Source organism: Halobacillus salinarum (genome assembly GCF_022919095.1).
GTDB lineage: Bacteria > Bacillota > Bacilli > Bacillales > Halobacillaceae > Halobacillus_B > Halobacillus_B salinarum.
Genome location: NZ_CP095073.1, coordinates 3,300,288 through 3,322,941, shown reverse-complemented (window position 1 = coordinate 3,322,941; position 22,654 = coordinate 3,300,288). Strand labels below are relative to the sequence as shown.

The window sequence follows — 22,654 nt, the reverse complement described above, 5'->3', positions numbered from 1 at the left end:
TTTTGTTCCTATTATACGTTGGAAAAAACACAGTCGTGGACAGGCTTGAACATTTGCTCATTCCCTTTAAGACGCCTTCTTCATTCTATAAACTGCACATGAATTGTTATGAGAGTGCATAGAATGTATTAAATTTCGTCTGTTATGACGGGGGAGGTCGCTAAGTGGATATTTTAAAGAAGATACAAGACCACCGGGAGCAGGAAGAAGAATTAAAATGGGAAGGCACTTTTGCTGAATATTTAGGTATGTTGAAAGAACGTCCTTATTTAGCCCAGTCTGCACATTCCCGTGTTTATAATATGATTAAAAACGCGGGCGTTGTTGAAGAACATGACCATAAGCGCTATAAGTTTTTTGATGAGGATATCTATGGTTTGGATACGGCAATGGAAAAACTGGTGGAAGAATATTTTCATCCGGCAGCAAGAAGGCTTGATGTCAGGAAGCGGATTCTATTACTCATGGGACCAGTCAGTGGCGGGAAATCAACGCTCGTCAACTTATTAAAGAGAGGACTGGAGAAGTATTCTCATACGGATGAAGGTGCTGTGTTTGCTATAAAAGGCTGTCCGATGCACGAAGATCCATTACATTTAATACCGCATCATTTAAGGGAAGAATTTGCACAGGAATATGGCATTCGCATTGAAGGAAGCTTGTCCCCACTCAATACGATGAGGCTTGAGAAAGAATTTGGCGGACGAATCGAAGATGTTCTAGTTGAACGTATTTTCTTTTCTGAGGATAAACGTACAGGCATTGGGACATTCAGTCCATCTGATCCTAAATCACAGGATATTGCTGACTTGACAGGGTCTATTGACTTTTCCACGATTGCCCAGTACGGCTCTGAGTCAGACCCACGGGCTTACCGCTTTGACGGAGAATTAAATAAAGCCAACCGAGGGATGATGGAATTTCAAGAAATGCTGAAGTGTGATGAGAAGTTTTTATGGCATTTACTGAGTCTTACTCAGGAGGGCAACTTTAAGGCCGGACGTTTTGCTTTGATTTCAGCTGATGAACTCATCGTTGCTCATACGAACGAGGCGGAATACCGGTCGTTCATTGCTAACAAGAAAAACGAGGCGCTTCATTCGCGTATGATTGTTATGCCTGTTCCATATAACCTTAAGTACAGCCAGGAAGAAAAGATTTATGAAAAAATGATCCGTGAAAGTGACATCCGGGATGTACACATTGCGCCTCATACGCTGAAAGTTGCCGCTATGTTCTCCATATTGACAAGATTAAAAGAATCTAAAAAAGCTTCGGTCGATATTTTGAAAAAACTGAGACTTTATGATGGAGAAATATTGGAAGGTTTTAGTGATGTAGACGTCGAGGAGCTGAAAAAAGAATTTTCGGATGAAGGAATGAGCGGCATTGATCCACGTTACGTGATCAACCGGATTTCTTCCACGATTATTAAGAAGGAAATGACATCGATCAACGCGCTGGACGTACTTCGTTCGCTTAAAGACGGTTTAGACAGTCATGCTTCTATATCGAGTGATGATAAAGAAAGATATCTGGAATTCATTTCGTTGGCAAGAAAAGAATATGATGAGATCGCCAAGAAGGAAGTTCAGAAAGCATTTGTCTATTCTTATGAAGAGTCAGCAGTGACATTGATGGATAACTATTTAGATAATGTGGAAGCCTATTGCAACAAAGCGAAGCTTCGTGACCCTCTCACAGGTGAAGAGCTTAATCCGGATGAACGGTTAATGCGTTCGATTGAGGAACAAATCGGTGTATCTGAAAATGCTAAAAAAGCGTTCCGGGAAGAAATTTTGATTCGGATCTCAGCATACGCCCGTAAAGGGAAGAAATTTGATTACCAGTCTCACGAACGTTTACGAGAGGCCATCCAGAAAAAGCTGTTTGCTGACCTGAAGGATGTAGTAAAAATTACAACTTCTACGAAAACTCCGGATGAACAGCAGTTGAAGAAGATTAACGAGGTGGTTGCTACTTTAGTCGATGAGCACGGATATAATTCCAGCTCTGCAAATGAACTCTTGAAATATGTAGGAAGCCTGCTGAATCGATAACTTTATTAACGATAGCCTTTCCGTGATTTCCTGCCTTCACGGAAAGGCTATTATGTTATAATTGCCCCAAATTATTAAAAGTAGGTGGGGACAATGTCAAGGAAGTACTACGCAATTATTGATGTCGGCTCTAATACAATGCGACTTGTAATTTATTTACGGGATAAAGGGGGACGGCTGCGTGAAATTGAAAACGTTAAAGCTGTCGCCCGGTTAAGAAATTACCTGCTTTCTAACGGGACTTTATCGGATCAGGGGATTCAAAAGCTGATTACAACCTTGAACAGTTTCGAGGAAGTTACGAGTTCTTATGAGCTGGAGGAAATGGTTTGTGTAGCTACTGCAACGATTCGTCAGGCCACAAACCAGACTGAGATTCTGCACAGAGTGACAAATGAGACAGACTTTCATATGCGGATTCTTTCCGAACATGAAGAAGCCTTCTATGGTTACTTAGCCGTAGTAAATTCCACGCCTATATCAGAGGGTATTACTGTAGATATCGGCGGGGGAAGTACTGAAGTTACATATTTTAAAAATCGTAAGCTGATTGAGTCTCACAGCTTTCCGTTCGGAGCATTGACGTTGAAGCAGGATTTCTTTAAACGAGATCTTCCTACAGAGGCAGAATTTTCAGAGCTGCGTCATTATCTATTGGAGGAGTTTCATTCTTTGCCTTGGTTAAGGGACAGAAAAGTTCCCTTAATAGGAATCGGCGGCGGTGCTCGAAATCTTGTTCAAATCGATCAAAATTTAAAGGAATACCCGCTGGCAGGTCTTCACCAATACAAAATGAAGGATAGTGACCTTTCTTTTGTGAAAAATTATCTTTTCACGCTTCCGATGAAAAAATTGCAGAAGGTGGAGGGGTTATCAAAAGACCGGGCGGACATTATCCTTCCTGCTACTGAAGTTTTTCATTCTCTTTACGACACTGTCCAGGCTGCCGGCTTTATTCTCAGCCGTAAGGGTTTAAGGGACGGGGTTTTCTTTGAGCAGCTGACCCGGGATATGGGAACATCGGTTTTTCCAAATGTCCTGGAAGAAAGTATTCAGGAATTAATTAATGATTTTGAACTTAATATCGCCCAAATTCATCACGTACAGCATTTAGCTTATGAGCTTTTTCACCAACTCCACGAAAAAGGAATCGGTTCATTAACTAAAGAAGATTGGACAGAAGTGAAAAGGGCGAGTTATGTATTTAATCTGGGGGAATATATTGATAACGAATCGAGCTCCCAGCATACTTTTTATTTGCTCGCAAACCGGACCATTGACGGGCTGATGCATATTGAGAGACTGCGCCTTGCTCTGCTTGCTTCATTCAAGAATAAAACCATTTTCAAGCAGTTTTTAAACCCTTATAAGAAATGGTTTCTGAAGTCTGAACGGAAGAAGCTCCGGCTGCTTGGTGCGCTCCTTAAATTTTGCTACAGCCTGGACAGTACGAGACGGCAGACGGTTCAAGATCTCTATGTAGCCAGTCATGATGGCGAGCTTCACATCACTGTTTACTGCACCGGGGACTGGATGCCGGAGGAGTACCAGTCAGAAAAGCAGAAGAAACATTTGGAAAAAGCATTAAAAAGGTCGATTGAGCTTTCCTTTGTAGAGCAAGAAGCCGAGATGGTGTAAGTGTTACCTTCACAAAATGTTTACTAGTTCTTTACAAAAAATTAATATGACGCTTAAATTCGTCAATTAATCTTTAAATGAGACAACAATCGTAAAGGGTGTGTAGGTATAATATGGTTTCTGAAGAAAAGACAAAAGAATTAGACAATCCGCTCTATTATAATAATCGCGAACTAAGCTGGCTCGCCTTTAATGAGCGAGTTCTTCAAGAAGCTCAGGATAAGGACAACCCTTTGCTTGAAAGACTTAAATTTCTTGCAATTTTTTCCTCGAACTTAGATGAATTTTTTATGGTCAGAGTGGCCGGGCTGAAGGACCAGGTGAAGGCTGGATTTAATAAACCCGAGAATAAAGCAGGGTTGACGCCGAAGCAGCAGCTGGCAAGAATTGCTTCCATTAACCATGAATTAGTGGCCCAGCAATATGATGCTTTCCAGGAGATGAAGCCTGAGTTAGAAAATGAAGACATAACGCTGCTTTCCCTGGAAGATTTAACTAAGGAAGAAATCAACCGGATGGAGACGTATTTTGATGAAGAAATCTTTCCAGTTCTCACACCGATGGCTGTCGATGCTTATCGGCCTTTTCCTATGCTGTTGAATAAATCCATCAACCTGGCTGTAGTTTTACAGGATGCCTTTGAAATGGATGACAGGGTTACTAAAACCGCTATTGTACAAGTGCCGGCAGTTCTAAATCGGTTTGTTCAAATTGATCATGAATCGAAACATCAGTTTATTTTGCTGGAAGAGATTATCAGCCATTTCATCCATAAGTTGTTCAAAGGATATATTGTACAGTCCATTACGGAATTCCGCATTACACGGAATGCTGATATGACGATCCATGAAGAAGGTGCCAGGGATTTATTAAAGGAAATTGAAAAGGAATTAAAAAAACGCAAATGGGGAGCTGCAGTCAGGCTGGAGGTCCGGGAAGGAAAGTATGATGAAAAAGTCGTCCGTTTTCTGCTCAAAGTTCTGGAAATTCATAAAGATGATTTGTACATTACCAACGGCCCGCTCGACTTAACCTTCCTGTTTAAATTTCATAAGACACTCTCCCAATATAAGGATCACCTCGTTTATGAAACGCTGATGCCCCAGCCTCCACGTGATTTGGAAGGGGAAGATGATATATTTGAAGCTGCAGGCAGCAGGGATATCTTCCTGCACCATCCTTTTGAATCTTTCGAACCTGTGGTGGACTTTGTTTCAGAAGCTGCGGACGATCCGTATGTCCTTGCCATTAAGCAGACGCTTTATCGTGTAAGCGGGGATTCCCCCATTATTGAAGCTTTAAAACGGGCTGCCGAAAACGGAAAACAAGTAACTGTGCTAGTAGAGCTGAAAGCACGCTTTGATGAAGAAAACAATGTGCAATGGGCTAAAGAGCTTGAGATGGCTGGATGTCATGTCATTTATGGGATGACTTATTTAAAAACCCACAGTAAAATAACGTTAGTTGTCCGTAAGCTCAATGAAAAAATTGAACGTTTCGTTCATCTTGGTACAGGGAATTATAATGATCAAACGGCTACGCTTTATACAGATATGGGCTTAATTACGTCTAAACGGAAGTTTGGAATCGACGCGACAGATTTCTTTAATTATCTCAGCGGTTATACTGAAAAACCACGCTATCATCATGTATCGATGGCGCCTTTCGATATCCGTAATGATTTTATCCGGTACATTAACAATGAAATACGTTTCCAAAAGCAGCACGAGAATGGCAGGATTATCGCTAAAATGAATTCCTTAACCGATAAGGCTTTAATTATGAAGCTTTATGAGGCATCCCAGGCAGGTGTGCAGATCGACTTGATCATTAGAGGGATCTGCTGTCTCCGTCCTGGGATAAAAGGAGTAAGTGATAACATCCGGGTGATCAGTATAGTCGGTCGTTTCTTAGAACACAGCCGAATCTTTTTCTTTCATCACAATGGAGATGAACGAATGTTTTTGTCCTCTGCAGATATGATGACGCGTAATATGGCGAAGAGAGTAGAACTTTTGTTTCCGGTTTATGAACCAGCGGTCAAGCGGCGTTTAAACAAGATTTTATCTTTGATGCTGCGTGACAACGTAAAGGCCAGGGAACAAAAAAATGATGGAACTTACCGGTACGTGGAGCCCAAGAAGGGCGAAGAACGGATCAACAGCCAGATGAAGCTTTTTGAACGCGCTTATCGTGTACTTGAAGATGAAGAGTGACAAATTCATACAACTTTCGTGGAAATGAGAAAAAGACGTACCAACTGGTGCGTCTTTCTTGTTATAATAGAAATGTTGTTAAGCTTCAAAAAATAAGTGTAAAATGTTGAATATGTAGTCTATACAATTCTATAATAGGTAATGGGTTTTGCAAACGTTTACGATTCAACAATAGTCAACAACTACTTGGGGGTATTACACGTGTCTAATCAAGGCTCCAACGAAGAAAGATTTTGGGAAAGCTTTCATGGCCCCAACATGGGGTATATTGAAGAGCAATATGAAAAGTATCAAAACGACCCATCCTCTGTTGACCCTTCCTTAAAAGAAGTATTCGACAAGCAGGGTGCGCCTGATTGGATGAAGTCGGAAGAGACTGTCCAAACCAATGGAGCTGCTGCTCCTTCATCAGCAGATATTTCAAAGGTCACCTCAACAATGAAACTTGTTGAGGCTATTCGTCGTAATGGCCATCTGCAGGCTAATATTTATGCGGTTGGAAGCGATGAACGACCAAAAACAAAACTGCTGGATCCCGATTATTATGGCTTAAGCGATGAGGATCTAAAGCAAATTCCAGCCGAATGGGTATGGCCAAACTCACCTGTAGAATTAAAAAATGCGTATGAGGTTGTGCAAACCTTGAAAGAAAGGTATGCAGGCACGATTTCTTTTGAGTTTGATCATGTCAATAATGATGATGAACGGCAATGGTTACAGCAGAAGGTCGACTCAGGAAACTTTCAAGTTAACCTGACCAATGAAGAAAAGAAGATATTATTAAAGCGTTTGGCAAGAGTCGAAGGATTTGAAAATTTTCTGGCAAAGACCTTCGTTGCCCAAAAACGTTTTTCTATAGAAGGCCTGGACATTATGGTTCCGATGTTGGATTATCTCGTTCATTCAGCCTCTACGGATGAGATCGATAACATAATGATGGGTATGGCTCACAGAGGCCGTTTGAATGTACTTGCGCACGTACTCGGAAAACCTTACGACATTATTTTTTCTGAATTTCACCATTCTGCAGATAAAGAACTTGTACCATCTGAAGGTTCCATGGGAATTAACTACGGCTGGACAGGTGATGTAAAGTATCACTTTGGAGCTTACCGTAAGATTGAAAGCGGGGAACAATCTGCTACCCGTGTGACGTTAAGTCACAATCCTTCCCACTTAGAATATGTGAATCCAGTTGTAGAAGGCTTTACTAGAGCTGCTCAAGATGATCGCAGTCAACGCGGCTATGCACAAATGGATCAAGATGAAGCCGTTGGCGTCTTAATCCACGGTGACGCAGCATTTATCGGCGAAGGCGTAGTAGCTGAGACATTAAATATGAGTGACCTGCCAGGATATCGGACTGGCGGTACCATTCATATCATTGCAAATAACCTTGTAGGATTTACTACGAATCGCAGTCATGGACGTTCTACACGCTATGCAAGTGACCTGGCAAAAGGTTTTGAAATTCCGGTCATTCATGTGAATGCTGATGATCCGGTGGCTTGCTTATCTGCCATGGCTTTTTCCTATGAGTATCGCCAGCATTTTCATAAAGATGTATTAATCGATTTAGTAGGATACCGTCGCTTCGGCCATAACGAAATGGACGAGCCTCGTGCCACCCAGCCTCAGCTTTATCAGGAGATTGATGATCACTCTACTGTGGCGGCAATTTTTGAACAACAACTGCTTAAAGAAGGTGTTGTCGAAGAAGGGGCTCTTGACGAGTATAAAGAAGCAGTAGAAACGAAACTTCGTAATGTTTATAACGATATGGGTGAACATGAAACAGAAGAACCTGACGTTAAAGAGCGTCCCGGTGCTGTTGAAAGACCACTTGATGAAATTGAAACTGCCATCGATTTAGAACGTCTCCGCAGTTTGAACGAAGGAATGCTGAAGCGTCCAGAAGGTTTTAATGGTTTCAAGAAGCTCGAAAAAATCCTTCAGCGCCGTGGGAAAATGCTTGATGAAGGAAACAAAGTGGACTGGGCAACGGCAGAAGCTCTGGCATTTGCCTCTATTTTGGAAGATGGTATTCCGGTTCGTATTACAGGGCAGGATACCGAACGAGGTACATTTGCTCATCGTCATATGGTGCTTCATGATGTAGAGACAGGGGAAACGTATTGTCCGCTTCACGGGCTGGAACAAGCGAATGCCTCTTTTGACATTCATAACAGTCCTTTGTCAGAGGCTGGTGTGATTGGATTTGAATACGGCTACAGCGTACAGGCTCCTGAGGCACTGGTTTTATGGGAAGCTCAATTTGGTGATTTTGCCAATGCGGGACAAGTGATTTTCGACCAGTTTGTAGCTGCAGGAAGAGCCAAATGGGGTGAAAAATCCAATATGGTTTTTCTTCTTCCTCACGGCTATGAAGGACAAGGACCTGAGCACTCCAGTGCACGGCTTGAACGATTCCTGCAAATGGGAGCTGAAAATAACTGGACAGTTGCGAACGTAACCTCTTCCGCCCAGTATTTTCATCTATTACGGCGTCAGGCTGCGCTTAGTAATCAGGAGGAAGCGCGTCCATTGGTACTCATGACGCCTAAGAGCCTGCTTAGAAACCAACGGGTAGCTGTGGAAGGCTCTTACTTCAGCGACGGAAAATTCCAGCCTATCCTTAGACAACCTGGCTTAACGAAGGAAACGAAAAAAGAGAAAGAAAAGGTAAAATCCTTGCTGCTCGGAACTGGAAAGATTATGGTCGATATAGAAGATGCGGTTGAAAAAGCCGAAAACAATAAATTCGATACCATTGATGCCGTTCGGATTGAACAAATCTATCCATTCCCAGAATCCATGCTTGCTGACATTCTCGAAACCTACCCTAACTTAGAAGAACTAGTCTGGGTTCAGGAAGAACCGCAAAACATGGGCACTTGGTATTTTGTAGAAGGAATCCTTCATAAGCTGCTGAAAGAAAATCAGATTCACCGTTATGTAGGACGTCCGCATCGTGCTTCACCATCTGTTGGTGAACCAAACATCCACAAAACTGAACAGAATCGTATTATCTATGAAGCTCTACAGATGTCTAAAGGAGGAAATTCAAATGAAGGAAATTAAAGTTCCTGAATTAGCTGAATCAATTACAGAAGGTACGATAGCGGAATGGCTTGTAAAAAAAGGGGATCAAGTTGAAAAAGGCGACCCAATTCTTGAACTGGAGACCGACAAAGTTAATGTCGAAGTGAATGCGGATGCCAGTGGAGTTATTTCCGAACTTCTTAAAGACGAAGGCGATGACGTAGAAGTAGGCGATGTTATAGCCAAGGTCGACGAAAATGGCGAAGCGGGAAGTTCCAGTGAAGAAGACTCTCAAGATAAAGAAGAAGAGCAGCAGGAACAACCAAAGCAGGAAGAAAAGCAACAGAAAGAACCGGCGGCTGAGAAACAGGAGAAAGCTGCTGATCATGAGAATAAAGGGGAAGTTATTGCAACTCCGGCGGCTCGTAAAAAAGCTCGTGAGCTAGGCATTGATCTCTCTGAAATTTCTGCCCGCGATCCACTGGGACGCATTCGTCCGGAAGATGTAGATGCAGCGGCTAGCGGAAGCAAGCAGGAAACGAAACAGGAAGCTCCTAAACAGGAAAAGAAAGAAAAGAAACAGCAGCAAACCAGTGAAAAAACAGAATTTACAAAACCGGTGGAAAGGGAGAAAATGTCCCGGCGCCGTCAAACCATCGCTAAACGTTTAGTGGAAGCACAGCAGACTTCTGCAATGCTTACAACCTTTAACGAAGTGGATATGACCAATGTCATGAAGCTGCGTAGTGAACGTAAAGAATCTTTCTTGAAAAAGCATGACATTAAACTCGGATTCATGTCCTTCTTTACAAAAGCAGCTGTCGGTGCTTTGAAAGAATTCCCATTAATCAATGCAGAGATTCAAGGGAATGAAGTCGTGAAGAAGAAATTCTATGATATTGGCATGGCCGTTTCAACAGACGAAGGACTTGTAGTCCCTGTTGTTAGAGATGCGGATCGTTTAGATTTTGCCGGTATTGAAAAAGAGATCGCTCAGCTTGCAACCAAAGCCCGTAATAAAGAATTGCAGCTCGACGAACTACAAGGTGGTTCCTTTACGATTACAAACGGGGGTATCTTTGGTTCCATGCTTTCCACACCAATCTTGAATTCTCCTCAAGTAGGAATTCTTGGACTTCACAACATCGAAAAGCGTGCGAAAGTCATGCCGGATGATACAATTCAGGCCCGTCCGATGATGTATATTGCTTTATCCTATGACCACAGAATTGTGGATGGTAAAGAAGCGGTTCAGTTCTTGCGCCGTATTAAAGAAATGATTGAAGATCCATACGATCTGCTATTAGAAGGTTAATGGATTAAACCCCGCTGGCAACTGCCTGCGGGGTTTAAGTTTGGTAAGAAATGTTTACCAATTAAAATCGCCCGTAGAGAGTTTACTTCAGGTCCTGGTAATTTAAAGAGTTCTTCTTGCTAATTGTTCGAAAGCGATTTATCATAAGTAATAGAGTGTTTTTGAAACTAAAGACGAACCTATTCGTATGACAACTAAGACTTAAGAAAAGAGTTTTGCTCTATGACTATATTTGTAGAATTACTGGATGGATCCTATGATTTATTGTTTTTGTCCATTTATCTAAGTTTATTAATGACGATCGCTGTACAAACCATTTGGTCCCACATGGTACACGAACCATCTGGATGCCTTTCGACTCGGCAGGTAATCGCCGATACACGCAATATTGAAGTGAAAGAACGGCGATATGTTGTTCTGCCTGATAATGAAATGGTGCAATGGCTCCAGCGAACCGTTAGAAGGAAAGAAGACTCCAGCGATGATGACCACTGCCTCTATATTTGATTAAATCGTATTCAAATATAGAGGAGGAAAATATAATGAAAAAAATGCTAGGAATTATGAGTGTAGTTGGATTATTGCTTGCCGGCTGTTCTCCGCAAAGTGCTGCGAATGGAGATGGATTTTTTGGCAAATACCTCGTTCAGCCATTTATCGATTTAATTAAAGTGGTGGCTGATGCTTTTGGAGAGAATTACGGGATCGCGATCATTTTAATTACGCTTGCTGTTCGTTTTGTTCTCATGCCTTTTATGCTGAAAACATTTAAAAACAGCCAGGATATGAAATTCAAGATGGAAGCTGTCAAACCGGAGATGACCGATATTCAAAACCGGCTGAAAGCGGCAAAAAGTCAAGAGGATAAACAAAAAATCCAGGCAGAAATGATGACTCTTTACCGCAACACCAACATTAATCCTCTAAATATGGGGTGTCTGCCATTAATTATTCAAATGCCTATTCTCATGGGATTTTACTATGCGATACGCGGCTCCCATGAAATCGCGACGCATTCGTTTCTTTGGTTTAATCTTGGACAACCTGATATAGCGATGGCGATCGTGGCGGGGATTCTTTATTTTATTCAATACAGAGTTTCCATGCTGGGGATGACGGAACAGCAGCAAAAACAAATGAAGCTGATCGGCCTGCTTTCTCCTGTTATGATTTTGTTTATCTCTTTTTCGGCACCAGCAGCCTTGCCATTGTATTGGGCAGTTGGAGGTCTTTTCTTAATCGTGCAAACTCTTATATCGAAAAAACTTTATCAACAGCCCGTCCCGGCCAAATAATAGAGTCAGCCTGATGCGAGTCCAGCATCAGGCTTTTTTATGGGCATGATCCCATTTCTTACTTGCGCACGAATAGACAAGACTGGTTTAAGGACACCAGCCTGACCAAATTATAGGAGGAAAACACAAAATATTCAGTTATATTAGATTTCGTTTCATCCAATCACGTGGACCTGCATACGATAGAGTAATACTCGACTAGGAGGGGAAATGATGGAAGATGAGAAAAGTTTCGTAATCGCCGAAGACGACTGGTCCCTCCATCGGAAAGGCTATGATGATCAGCGGCGACACCAGGAAAAAGTGAAAGATGCAATGCAGAAGCAGCTCCCGGATTTAGTTACAGAAGAAAATATTGTAATGTCGAATGGAAAACGTGTCGTTAAGATACCTATACGTTCGCTTGATGAATATAAAATTCGTTACAATTATGATAAGAATAAGCACGCTGGTCAAGGCGAAGGCGATAGTGAAATTGGTGATGTTGTCGCTCAAGCCCCATCCAAAAAAGGCAAGCCGGGAGATGGAGAAGGTGCAGGAGATCAGGCTGGTGAAGACTATTACGAAGCTGAGGTATCTTTAGCAGAGCTTGAGGAGGCATTTTTTAAGGAACTTACCTTACCTAATTTAGATGAGAAAGAAAGAGACACCATCATTCAAACAGATTATTCTTTTAGTGATATACGTAAAACCGGGTTAACTGGTAATATCGATAAGAAAAGAACTATGCTTGAAGCTTATAAGCGGAATGCTTTGGGCGGAGAAGCAACTTTTTCTCCCATTTATCCTGAAGATCTTCGATTCAAAACGTGGCAGGATGAGGAAAAGCCTGAATCAAAGGCTGTTGTCATTGCCATGATGGATACGAGTGGTTCGATGGGCCAATGGGAGAAATATATGGCGAGAAGTTTTTTCTTCTGGATGAATCGTTTCTTGAATAAAAACTATGAAACGGTCGATGTGGAATTTATCGCTCACCATACACAAGCAAAAGTGGTAAGCGAAGAGGACTTCTTTTCAAAAGGAGAAAGCGGAGGAACCATTTGTTCTTCAGCCTATCGAAAAGCGCTAGAGCTTATTCATGAAAAGTACTCACCTGCCCGCTATAATATTTATCCTTTCCACTTTTCAGATGGAGACAATTTGACTTCTGACAACAAGCGATGCGTCGCTTTAATAAATGAGCTGTTAAATGTTTCACAAATGTTTGGCTACGGGGAAGTGAATCAATACAACCGTGCGTCCAGTTTAATGCAAGCTTATAAGTCAATTGATCACCCGAAATTCAGGTATCATATCCTTCGTAAAAAGGCAGATGTATTCCATGCGATGAAAGGGTTTTTCAGTGAAGAAGGAAGTGTAGAGGTTCCGAGCTAATGATGAAACCTTAAGATTGGGTTGAATAATGAAAAAACAGCTGAACACGAAAAAAGCCGAGCTTGAGGCAGCTCGGCTTTTCTCGTAGCAGCTATGATATTTGTGGTGAATCGTTATGATATGAAGAATACACTACTTATTATAGGGAAGGAATGTCCATTTGTAAACCTTTTCCCTTAAAAACATGAAATATTTACTACTCTTTAACATAATTACATAATCGATTGTGAACGAGAAGATTATCGGATACAATGAAAGTCACAAAAGGAGGCGATACGGGTGAACAAAAAAATAGGATTCCTAGGATGTGGCCAAATGGGACAAGCAATGATTCACGGCATGGTGAAAGCTGGAGTCGTCCCGGCAAATCAAATAGCTGCTACGGCCATAACTGATGAAACCATCGACTTTGTAGCTGAGGAGTATGGCATTAATATTACGAGCGATAACAAGAAGCTGGCACAGGAAAGCGATATTTTATTCCTTGCTGTAAAGCCTTATATTTATAAAGAGGTTATTGAAGAAATTAAGGATGAGATTGCCAAGGATACTGTAGTCGTTACTATTGCTGCTGGCGTTACACTTGAAGCCACGAAAAAAGCCTTTGGCTTTAATGTGAAAGTGATTCGTTCTATGCCGAATACCCCTTCACTCGTTGGCGCCGGGATGAGTGTACTTTGTCCAAATGAATTTGTAACAAAAGAAGAACTGGCTGACGTATTAGAGATTGTGGAAAGCTTCGGTGAAGCAGAAGTTATTGCCGAAAAACTGATGGATGTCGTCCCTTCTCTTAGTGGTTCTTCTCCTGCATTTGTCTATATGTTTATCGAAGCGATGACGGACTCTGCTGTTCAGCAAGGTTTTCCACGCGATAAAGCATACAAACTGGCATCTCAAGCTGTCATGGGAGCTGCAAAGATGGTGCTCGAATCAGGCAAGCACCCTGGACAGTTGAAGGATGACGTATGTACTCCTGGTGGCGTTACGATTGATGCGGTAGCGGCGCTTGAGGAGTCAGGGTTGCGCAGCTCAGTTATCCAAGGGATGACCGCATGTACGAATCGAGCACGAGAGCTTTCGAAAGGTGAATGAAGGGTAAATAAAAACCAGACATGCTGAACAATACCATGTCTGGTTTTCGTATCGTTTGAAACCTTTTATCGAAAAGACTCGTATCTAGTAGGGAAAGTGTTTGATTGAGGAGGGAGAGTAATGAGGGAGCCGAATCAACGGATTTCGGAGCGTGCCTTACTGTTATGGAGAATTTATGGCGGCATTCAAACAGGAGCAGTTGTGATTGCTGCAATTGCCTTGCAAATTATGATCCAATTGTGGGATTGGCCGGCATGGCTGGTACTGATTCCTTTGGGACTGATCTTGCTTTTATTGATCTTTTCCGTATGGCTGATTCCATCCATTCGCTGGAAAAGGTGGAGGTATGAAGTCAGCGATGTAGAAATTGAACTTCAACATGGGCTTTTCATTGTTACAAGGACGCTTGTCCCGATGGTCCGCGTCCAGCATGTGGATACTGAACAAGGTCCATTACTAAGAAAATACCGCCTGGCAACGATTAGTATCTCCACAGCAGCCACTGTACATAAGGTTCCAGCTCTCGACGAAAGAGAAGCTGAACGTCTGCGGCAGTCGATTTCATCTTTAGCAAGGGTGGCGGAAGAGGATGTCTGAATATAAGAAGCTTCATCCCATTTCTGCCATCATTAATTTTTTTAAAGGAATAAGAGAGGCTATATTTCCCCTTATAGTCATTGTTTTTTTAAATGGAAATTTTTCCGGAGGGTCACCGAATTGGTTTTCGCTTGGTATTTCTGCCGTTGTTTTAATTGGTGTACTGTTGAGTGGGATATTCAGATGGATTCGTTTTACATATCGAATTGAAGAAGGAGAACTACGAATTGAATATGGCCTCATATTTAAGAAAAAGCGCTACATTCCGATTGACCGCATCCAAAGCCTTAACTTTTCTGAAGGGATTTTTCACCGGCCGTTCGAGCTTGTAAAAGTCTCCGTAGAAACCGCAGGCGGTTCAGGAGGCAAGCAAAAGGCCGAAGCTGAATTAACGGCCATTAAGCGATCGGAAGCTGACGAGCTTGAAGCAGTTATCTTTCAAGAAAAGCAGGGCCATAAAAGAGAACCAGATCGTACAGAAAACGGGCAGGAGCGGGAACTTGTTTTTGAAATGAAAATGAAGGATTTATTGATTATGGCGATTACCTCAGGAGGAGCAGGTGTCGTATTATCAGGGGTAGGTGTGTTTTTCTCTCAAATAATGGATTCTCTCCCTTTAGGTATGATCTATGAGCAGGTAAAAGGGTGGCTGCAATTTGGCGTTCTCGTGATTGCTAGTGCCGTTTTCTCAGTCCTGTTAATTGCTTATGGAGCGGCGATCATTATGACCATTTTCAGGTATGCGAATTTCTCTGTATTTCTAGATCAGGATGATGTTATTATCACTCGAGGTCTCCTGGAAAAGAGGCAGATGACTATTCCAAAAAATCGAATCCAGGGACTAAGAATAGATGAAAATTTGATCCGTCAGCCTCTAGGGTTTGCTTCGCTTACACTTATAAGTGCAGGGGGGTCCGTGAAAACGGAAGCGGAGCAGCAGCTAAAACTATTTCCTCTCATCAATAGGAGGGAATTGAGTAAAGCTCTAGGGAGGATTCTGCCTGATTATCAAATAGACGCCCACTTGAAGCGGCCGCCGAGGCGTTCCCTTCGTCGCTATATATTGAGAAAGTCATGGTTGACATGGATTCTAGCCATTGCCGCGGCTGTTCTCTTTTGGCCATTCGGTGTCATGGCATTGGTGGTACCTGTGTTCTTCACGGTTTTAGGATGGCTTTCTTATCTTGGTACAGGGTTTTCTTTAGTAGAAAAACAATTGACCATCAGAAACAGGGTGTTTTCCCTGCGTACGTATGTGATGAAAAAATATCGTATTCAATCGGCGGAGACTGCGCAAAGCCTCTTTCAAAAACATGCGGAGCTCAAGAGTGTCCGCGTTGTAATGAAATCAGGTGCCGGCGGGGCACAGGCCGAATGCTTATACTTAGAACGTACGGATTGCGATTCCGTTATGGAGTGGTACCGTCCCGATCAAACGCAAGCTTAATCCGCTGGAATAATATATTATATGAAAAAGCACAAGGGATATGGAGGGTCCTTTGTGCTTTTTGTTAGTGTTTTTTGATTGTTCGTTATGTATGGGTAATTTGGGTGAAGCGTAGAAGTATATTTTAATAATTAAGTTAAAAACGAACATTAAATACATATCTGTTGAACTATGTACGGAAAGTGAATATAATAGCGAGTGTGATTTTATAGGAAAGTCAGGTGTCTGGATTGTTCAACCGATTTAAATTAGAAGAAAACAACACAAGTGTAAAAACTGAAGTGCTTGCAGGAGCGACTACCTTTTTGACGATGGTTTATATTATCGTAGTCAACCCTGTCATACTTAAAGGAGCAGGACTGCCGCTGAATCAAGTATTTATGGCAACAATTATCGCAGCGGTAATCGGTACATTAATCATGGCATTAGCAGCCAATTACCCAATCGCTATTGCACCGGGGATGGGTATGAACGCTTACTTTGTTACGGAGGTTACCCAGCAGGGGGTTGGTTATTCAACGATATTAGGAACTGTATTTATAGCAGGAATCCTGTTTGTCCTTCTTAGTTTAACAAGCCTTCGGGAAAAGCTGATTACTGCAATCCCGCCATCATTAAAATATGGGATCACCTCAGGAATCGGTTTGTTTATCGCATTTTTAGGGTTGAGAATGTCTAATATTATTGTAGGAAGTGAGGAAACTCTTGTAACCTTAGGTGACTTATCGGAACCGGGTACGCTGCTTACAATTGCGGGACTCCTCATCACTTTGGCGCTCGTTACTAGAAATGTAACCGGTGCCTTATTCATTGGAATGATTTTAACTTCCATCCTTGCCTTCATGACTGGCCAGTTGAAGATAGATGGATTAGTATCTGCACCACCAGCGCCGGTGTTTTGGGATGTGGATCTTTCCGGTGTATTTTCAAATGGACTTTATACAGTCGTATTTGCCTTCTTATTAGTAACCATTTTCGACACGACAGGAACTATGGTAGGCGTAGCTGAACAAGCAGGGTTCCTGAACAAGGATGGCAGCCTTCCAAAAGCCCGGGCTGCTCTAATGGCCGATGCAACAGCCACGACGGTAGGCTCAATGTTTGGAACGAGTCCTTCTTCTGCGTATATTGAATCATCGACGGGTGTAGCAGCAGGAGGACGGACGGGTCTTACGACTATAGTGGTTTCCGGCTTGTTTATTGTGTCCATGTTCTTTTCGCCGGTTATTGCGGCAGTATCAGATTTAGCGGCAATCACTGCGCCTTCCCTAATCATTGTCGGCTGCTTTATGATGAAGGGGCTGGCTAAAGTGGAATGGAGCTCATTTGATGATGCTTTCCCAGCTTTTATCATCATTCTGACTATGCCGCTTACTTCAAGTATTGCTACCGGGATTTCCATAGGGTTTATTTTATATCCATTCGTCAAAGTCGTAAGAGGGAAAGCAAAGTCCGTGCATTGGCTGTTGTATCTGTTTGCGCTTATTTTTGTACTGCAGTTGATCTTCTTCCCTTCCCACTAGTTAAATGAATGCCTAAGGCTGTCGATTGTCTCGGCAGCTTTTTTTATTGGATTGGCTGTCAGGAATGAAATCCTCTTTGATTCTAATTATAGGCATCACAGTATAAATTCTGTATTCTGTGACAGGATATGGATAGGTGATGACAATGGCATTTATGAACTGGTTATTTAAGAACCGCAAAGATAGAGTAGTGGACAGTTCAATAAGAGAAGAATCAAAGGACCCCGTACAGCCATGTTCTGGGAATCTGTCCAAAAATGTGGATTATTTGTTAGAGGAGTTTAAACATACCGATGATTTAAAAATTCGTGTGCTTAAAAATGGCAAAGCTGCTCTGCTCTATTTTGATTCGTTAACTGATCAGGAGAAAGTGCAGGAGAATATCTTCGCTCCTCTGGAAATGGGGAGAATCGATGATATCTCAGAGATTCCTAATTCGAAGGTTACAGAAAATCTGGAACAGGTGATTATCACGCTTCTCCGCGGCCATGCTGTCTACCTGGAGGAAGGCAGAAAGAGGGCGTATCAATTTAATGTCACCTCGGCCTTTAACCGCACTGTTGAAGAACCGGCTAATGAAAAGATCATTCGCGGTTCACATGATGGGTTTGTAGAGAACTTACTGATTAACATTAATCTAGTCCGAAAACGGATCGAACATAGAGATTTAAAAGTGAAGTACTACAAGCTGGGAAAAAAAACTAATACAAACATTGCATTAATTTATATGGAAGGAATTACAGACCCTGTTGTGCTGCAAAAGATTGAGACGAGGCTGAAGGATATAAGTGCAGATATGATCCACAGCCCGGGGTATGTGGAGGAATTTATTGAAGACAGTACGCTGTCTCCATTTCCGCAAATGCTGAATACAGAAAGACCTGACAGAGTAACCGCTAATATCATGGAAGGGAGGGTGGCGATCCTTGCCGAAGGAAGCCCGACATGTTTAATTGCTCCTTCGACTTTTTTTATGTTTTATCAGTCTCCGGATGATTACAACATGCGCTGGTATACCGGCACCTTTGTCCGCTTAATTAGACTGATGAGTTTTTTAATCGCTGTAGGGTTTCCAGCATTTTATATTGCCATCGTCAGCTTTCATTTTGAAGTGATTCCTGATGAATTGATTATCCCGGTAAAGAGCTCGATTAACGAAATTGCTTACCCGCCAATTATGGAAGCCTTTGTGATGGTGGTCATTATTGAACTCATTCGTGAAGCGGGGATCCGCTTGCCTCAGCCGATCGGACAAACGATCGGTATCGTCGGAGGTCTCGTCATTGGGGATGCTGTCGTTAGAGCGGGGCTTGTATCCAACTTAATGGTTATTGTTGTCGCATTAACTGCCATCGCATCATTTGTGGTGCCCTCAAACGAATTGAGTACGACACTCAGACTGTTAACATTTCCGCTCATTATACTTGCTGCTACTTTAGGTTTTCTTGGCATTGTATTTGGTCTGTTGTTTATCATAATCCATTTAGTTAAACTGGAATCTTTTGGTGTCCCTTATTTTGCCCCGGTTGCACCGCTGCGCCTGGCGGATCTTAAAGATACCTTTGTTCGAATACCACTTTATCAAATGAAAAAACGCCCGAAGGATGCTCACCCGATGCAGCCCGTTGCAATGGATTCATCAAGGGAGTGGAAAAAACGTGAGCAAAAAAAGCAACCAGACAACCAGTCAAATCAACAATCCTGAAACTCCAGGATCAAAAAAAGGGCTTAAAACGAAACAGAGTCCTCCTGAATTTAAACAGAAGCTTTCCCGACGCCAGTACTTTTTCATGATTATTCAAACGCAGATTGGAGTCGGGATTTTAAGTATGCCCTATGATTTACACAAGGCTGCAAAACAGGACGGTTGGATTTCCTTAATCATTGCTGCTGTGCTGATCCAGGCCGTAATTTTTATTCTGTGGTTAATAGGCAGAAGCAGTCCGCAGGATAACTTTTTTAAAATTATGGAAAATACGATGACGAAATGGGTGGGGAAATTTTTCTCACTTATTTACGTAGTTTACTTTCTTAGTATTGGAGTCCTGATTCTGCTGTTGTTTGGACGGATGATCAGTTTATGGGTACTTCCGAGCACACCATTTTGGGTGCTGGCTTTTCTCATGGTTTTAATCTGCTTGTACCTTAATTCAGCAGATTTATTAGTTATGGGGAGACTGTACACAGCTCTGTCCTTCTTACTGGCCATGCTGCTCATTCTTATGATCTACTCCTTAAAAGAAATTCGGCTGGTGTACATTTTACCGATCGGTCACAATGGTTTGGGACCGATTATTAAAGGTTCCCATGAAGCGATCCTTTCCTTTTTCGGCTTTATCGTATCACTGGTGTTGTTTTCAGAAGTAGAAGGGAAGCCTAAAGATAAACTGAAGACTATTTTTCAAGCTCACTGGTTTGTCGTTTGCTTTTATTTATTTATTGTAATGGTCTCGTTTACATTTTTCAGCACTAACGAAGTAGGATTGGTACCTGAGCCGGTGCTGTATATGCTTAAATCCTATGAGTTTCCAATTGTAGCCCGGGTGGATTTGTTTTTTATTTCGATATGGATTGTATCTGTGGCTACTACGTTTTCTACGTATTTGTATATGTCATCGCAAGGCCTGTTATCAATTTTTCATTCTAATAGAAAACAGCTAAGTAGAATACTCGTGTCCCTCATAATCTTCAGTTTTGCCTTTTTTATTGGGTACGATATGAAAAAAATCGAAACGTTTACGACGTACGTCGTAAACTCCGGCTACTTTTTCTCCATCGGTTTCCCTGTACTTATTTACCTTTGTATTAAAATACGAAGTTTATTTAAAAAGAAGGGGGGAGCTTCATGAAAAAAGCCCTGTGCATGCTGATTAGTTTGTTCCTGCTTACCGGCTGCTGGGACCAGCGCCAATTTAAAGATATAAAATTAGTGTTGACAAAAGCATTTGATTTAACTGAGGATGGGGATTTGCATGAAACGGTGTCCATTCCTTCTGTTCAACGAGGAGGAGAGGGACCTGGACCAGAACATATTCAAATCGTTTCTGCGGAAGCAGATAATGTAAGGGAAGCACGCGAGAGAATTGATGAAATGATCTCCCAGTCCTTTGACCCGTCCAAGCTGAAGGTCATTCTGCTCGGAGAAGAGCTTGCCCAGAAGGGAATATACCCGATCTTAGATGATTTTTACCGCAATCCGAGAAATAATCTGAACGCTTATCTGGGGATTGTTGAAGGTGAGGCAGGAAAAGCGGTTTCGATAAAAAATCAAACCGAACCGAGAATAAGCACTTACATTAGCGGTATCCTTGAATCTAACATTACATCGACTCACTTCACCGGAAAAAACCTGCAGCTCATTTGTTCTGATTTGTTATCACCAGGAAAGGATTTTACGCTTCCTTATTTAAAAGTATTGGAAGAATCTCAGTTGATTAAGTATGATGGTCTCGCGTTGTTTCATGACGAAAATTACACTGGTGTTCATTTAACACCAGAACAATCCCTGCTCTTAATGCTTCTTGAAGGCTACCGGGGCCAATATGCCAGAATTACAAAAAAAATCGGTAAAGAAGGCGACAACCCATTGCTGGATTATATAAGCATTAACGTAATGAAAGCTGATCAAAAGCTTAAAATCGATGCTAAAGACAGTGAAGTAAAAGTCACCGTTCGTTTAAATCTGAAAGCAAGAATAGTCGAGTATCCTAAAAACCATTTGGATTCGTACAGTAAAGTAGAAAAAGTCAATAAAAGACTGTCCGAGGTATTGACGAAAGATGCAAAAGAAATCATAGATATCGTCCAGGAAGCGAACAGTGATGTGTTTGGTATCGGACGGCGGGTGATGGCTTATAAACCTGATGTATGGGACAGGCTGGATTGGAATGAGGAATTTCCTGACATCGAATTTGAACCTAAGGTTACTGTTGAAATTCAAGAGCTTGGGATTATTAATTAAATTATTTGAAACCTTTCATTGGGGCCATTCGTCTATATACTAGAGTGAAAATGAAAAGGCTTAGCTTGTGGACAAAGAAGCTGAAGCCTTTCATTAATAGATGATTTTACCTCCCTAGGTAAAGCACCCGGCGGCTGACCACTGCCGGGTGCATTTTTTTTACATAAATTCTCAATTTCAAGCCAGACTACTATCGATAACGTTATTAAGGAGTGAGTAGTTTGAAAGTAGTCTGGATGTGGATGGTTATCATTATGGCTTCAGCCGTATTGTTTGTGCAGCACCCGGCTGAATCTCAAGCGCAGTCGACAGCAACTTACACAGTGAAATGGGGAGATTCGTTGTGGAAAATTTCTAAACGCTATCAAATTGGTTTATCTGAGATTATTAACGCAAATCCGCAGATTGCAAATCCCGATTTGATTTACCCCGGGCAGAAGGTCACAGTGCCATTAAAGAAACAAGTGAAATCCATTGAACAGCAGGTAATTGACTTAACCAACCAGGAGCGGACCAGCCGCGGACTTCCGGCGTTAAAAGAAGATTGGCAGTTATCCAGAGTGGCACGTTACAAAGCGAGAGATATGGCGAGCAATGGATACTTCTCTCATACATCCCCAACTTATGGGTCGCCATTTCAAATGATGAGTGATTTTAATATCTCTTATCGAAGTGCGGCAGAAAACATAGCGGCAGGGCAGAGAACAGCTCAAGAGGTTGTCAACGGATGGATGAACAGCTCTGGACATAGAAAAAACATTCTGAACCGGAACCTAACTCATATTGGAGTAGGTTATGCCAAAGGCGGCAGCTATGGTACTTACTGGTCACAAATGTTTATTAGTAAGTAAACAACATAGGGAAGTAATACAGCCTAAAGACATTGTCTTTAGGCTGTCATGATGATTGGATAAAATTCTAATTTCATTTACCTAGTACCTTATGGTAATTGTTACATAATTTTAAAAAAAATGATGGTAAATGCTTGTTATTACAGGGAATGGACAAAAAAGAATAAAGGAAAAGTATTAGTAAGAAGATTCGCTCTATTAATATTCCCTTGCAAGACGTCTGACAACCTGTTAAAATCC

At 41.9% G+C, this 22,654-nt stretch carries 16 protein-coding genes; all 16 read left to right on the top strand.

Annotation, left to right across the window (positions count from 1 at the left end):
• Positions 1-164: 164 nt before the first annotated feature.
• The 16 genes from MUN89_RS17160 to safA all read left to right on the top strand — a co-directional run bounded on the left by MUN89_RS17160 (position 165) and on the right by safA (position 22,414).
• Complete coding sequence (locus MUN89_RS17160) at positions 165-2,060, top strand: PrkA family serine protein kinase (protein ID WP_244708976.1); 1,896 nt, start codon at positions 165-167, stop codon at positions 2,058-2,060.
• A gap of 93 nt (positions 2,061-2,153) precedes the next feature.
• Positions 2,154-3,698 carry a Ppx/GppA family phosphatase gene (locus MUN89_RS17155; protein ID WP_244708975.1) on the top strand — a complete coding sequence of 515 codons (1,545 nt, stop codon included), beginning with the start codon at positions 2,154-2,156 and terminating at the stop codon, positions 3,696-3,698.
• A gap of 113 nt (positions 3,699-3,811) precedes the next feature.
• Positions 3,812-5,914 (top strand): RNA degradosome polyphosphate kinase, encoded by a 2,103-nt coding sequence (locus MUN89_RS17150; RefSeq protein ID WP_244708974.1) that lies wholly within the window; start codon positions 3,812-3,814, stop codon positions 5,912-5,914.
• Between the two features lie 201 nt (positions 5,915-6,115).
• The gene (locus tag MUN89_RS17145) at positions 6,116-8,995 is read left to right on the top strand and encodes a 2-oxoglutarate dehydrogenase E1 component (RefSeq protein WP_256464000.1); all 2,880 of its coding nucleotides are present in this window, start codon (positions 6,116-6,118) and stop codon (positions 8,993-8,995) included.
• Positions 8,982-10,271 carry a 2-oxoglutarate dehydrogenase complex dihydrolipoyllysine-residue succinyltransferase gene (gene odhB, locus MUN89_RS17140; protein ID WP_244708973.1) on the top strand — a complete coding sequence of 430 codons (1,290 nt, stop codon included), beginning with the start codon at positions 8,982-8,984 and terminating at the stop codon, positions 10,269-10,271. The genes MUN89_RS17145 and odhB overlap by 14 nt, the downstream gene beginning before the upstream one ends.
• A 222-nt stretch (positions 10,272-10,493) precedes the next feature.
• A complete protein-coding gene (locus MUN89_RS17135) occupies positions 10,494-10,778 on the top strand; it encodes a hypothetical protein (protein ID WP_244708972.1) in 285 nt (94 codons plus the stop codon).
• 35 nt (positions 10,779-10,813) lie between these two features.
• Positions 10,814-11,566, top strand: a complete 753-nt coding sequence (gene yidC / locus MUN89_RS17130; protein ID WP_244708971.1) for a membrane protein insertase YidC — start codon at positions 10,814-10,816, stop codon at positions 11,564-11,566.
• 213 nt (positions 11,567-11,779) lie between these two features.
• Positions 11,780-12,943, top strand: a complete 1,164-nt coding sequence (gene yhbH / locus MUN89_RS17125; RefSeq protein ID WP_244713902.1) for a sporulation protein YhbH — start codon at positions 11,780-11,782, stop codon at positions 12,941-12,943.
• A 279-nt stretch (positions 12,944-13,222) separates the two neighbouring features.
• Positions 13,223-14,035 carry a pyrroline-5-carboxylate reductase gene (gene proC, locus MUN89_RS17120; RefSeq protein WP_244708970.1) on the top strand — a complete coding sequence of 271 codons (813 nt, stop codon included), beginning with the start codon at positions 13,223-13,225 and terminating at the stop codon, positions 14,033-14,035.
• Between the two features lie 120 nt (positions 14,036-14,155).
• Positions 14,156-14,632, top strand: coding sequence for a PH domain-containing protein (locus MUN89_RS17115; protein ID WP_244708969.1), 477 nt, complete (start codon positions 14,156-14,158; stop codon positions 14,630-14,632).
• Entirely contained in the window at positions 14,625-16,079 is a 1,455-nt protein-coding gene (locus MUN89_RS17110; protein ID WP_244708968.1) for a PH domain-containing protein, read from the top strand. The genes MUN89_RS17115 and MUN89_RS17110 overlap by 8 nt, the downstream gene beginning before the upstream one ends.
• A 230-nt stretch (positions 16,080-16,309) precedes the next feature.
• Positions 16,310-17,602 (top strand): NCS2 family permease, encoded by a 1,293-nt coding sequence (locus MUN89_RS17105; RefSeq protein WP_244713900.1) that lies wholly within the window; start codon positions 16,310-16,312, stop codon positions 17,600-17,602.
• A 139-nt stretch (positions 17,603-17,741) separates the two neighbouring features.
• The gene (locus MUN89_RS17100; protein WP_318036140.1) at positions 17,742-19,307 is read left to right on the top strand and encodes a spore germination protein; all 1,566 of its coding nucleotides are present in this window, start codon (positions 17,742-17,744) and stop codon (positions 19,305-19,307) included.
• Positions 19,261-20,451 (top strand): GerAB/ArcD/ProY family transporter, encoded by a 1,191-nt coding sequence (locus tag MUN89_RS17095; protein ID WP_244708967.1) that lies wholly within the window; start codon positions 19,261-19,263, stop codon positions 20,449-20,451. The genes MUN89_RS17100 and MUN89_RS17095 overlap by 47 nt, the downstream gene beginning before the upstream one ends.
• A complete protein-coding gene (locus tag MUN89_RS17090; protein ID WP_244708966.1) occupies positions 20,448-21,563 on the top strand; it encodes a Ger(x)C family spore germination protein in 1,116 nt (371 codons plus the stop codon). Before MUN89_RS17095 ends, MUN89_RS17090 begins: the two co-directional genes overlap by 4 nt.
• 254 nt (positions 21,564-21,817) lie before the next feature.
• The gene (gene safA / locus MUN89_RS17085; protein ID WP_244713894.1) at positions 21,818-22,414 is read left to right on the top strand and encodes a SafA/ExsA family spore coat assembly protein; all 597 of its coding nucleotides are present in this window, start codon (positions 21,818-21,820) and stop codon (positions 22,412-22,414) included.
• Positions 22,415-22,654 lie beyond the last annotated feature (240 nt).

What these genes read in the sequence shown, in the direction of transcription:
- MUN89_RS17155 (WP_244708975.1), top strand. Translation starts at nt 2,154, where the DNA reads ATGTCAAGGAAGTACTACGCAATTATTGATGTCGGCTCTAATACAATG.
- MUN89_RS17150 (WP_244708974.1), top strand. Translation starts at nt 3,812, where the DNA reads ATGGTTTCTGAAGAAAAGACAAAAGAATTAGACAATCCGCTCTATTAT.
- odhB (WP_244708973.1), top strand. Translation starts at nt 8,982, where the DNA reads ATGAAGGAAATTAAAGTTCCTGAATTAGCTGAATCAATTACAGAAGGT.
- MUN89_RS17135 (WP_244708972.1), top strand. Translation starts at nt 10,494, where the DNA reads ATGACTATATTTGTAGAATTACTGGATGGATCCTATGATTTATTGTTT.
- yidC (WP_244708971.1), top strand. Translation starts at nt 10,814, where the DNA reads ATGAAAAAAATGCTAGGAATTATGAGTGTAGTTGGATTATTGCTTGCC.
- yhbH (WP_244713902.1), top strand. Translation starts at nt 11,780, where the DNA reads ATGGAAGATGAGAAAAGTTTCGTAATCGCCGAAGACGACTGGTCCCTC.
- MUN89_RS17115 (WP_244708969.1), top strand. Translation starts at nt 14,156, where the DNA reads ATGAGGGAGCCGAATCAACGGATTTCGGAGCGTGCCTTACTGTTATGG.
- MUN89_RS17110 (WP_244708968.1), top strand. Translation starts at nt 14,625, where the DNA reads ATGTCTGAATATAAGAAGCTTCATCCCATTTCTGCCATCATTAATTTT.
- MUN89_RS17100 (WP_318036140.1), top strand. Translation starts at nt 17,742, where the DNA reads ATGACAATGGCATTTATGAACTGGTTATTTAAGAACCGCAAAGATAGA.
- MUN89_RS17090 (WP_244708966.1), top strand. Translation starts at nt 20,448, where the DNA reads ATGAAAAAAGCCCTGTGCATGCTGATTAGTTTGTTCCTGCTTACCGGC.
- safA (WP_244713894.1), top strand. Translation starts at nt 21,818, where the DNA reads ATGGCTTCAGCCGTATTGTTTGTGCAGCACCCGGCTGAATCTCAAGCG.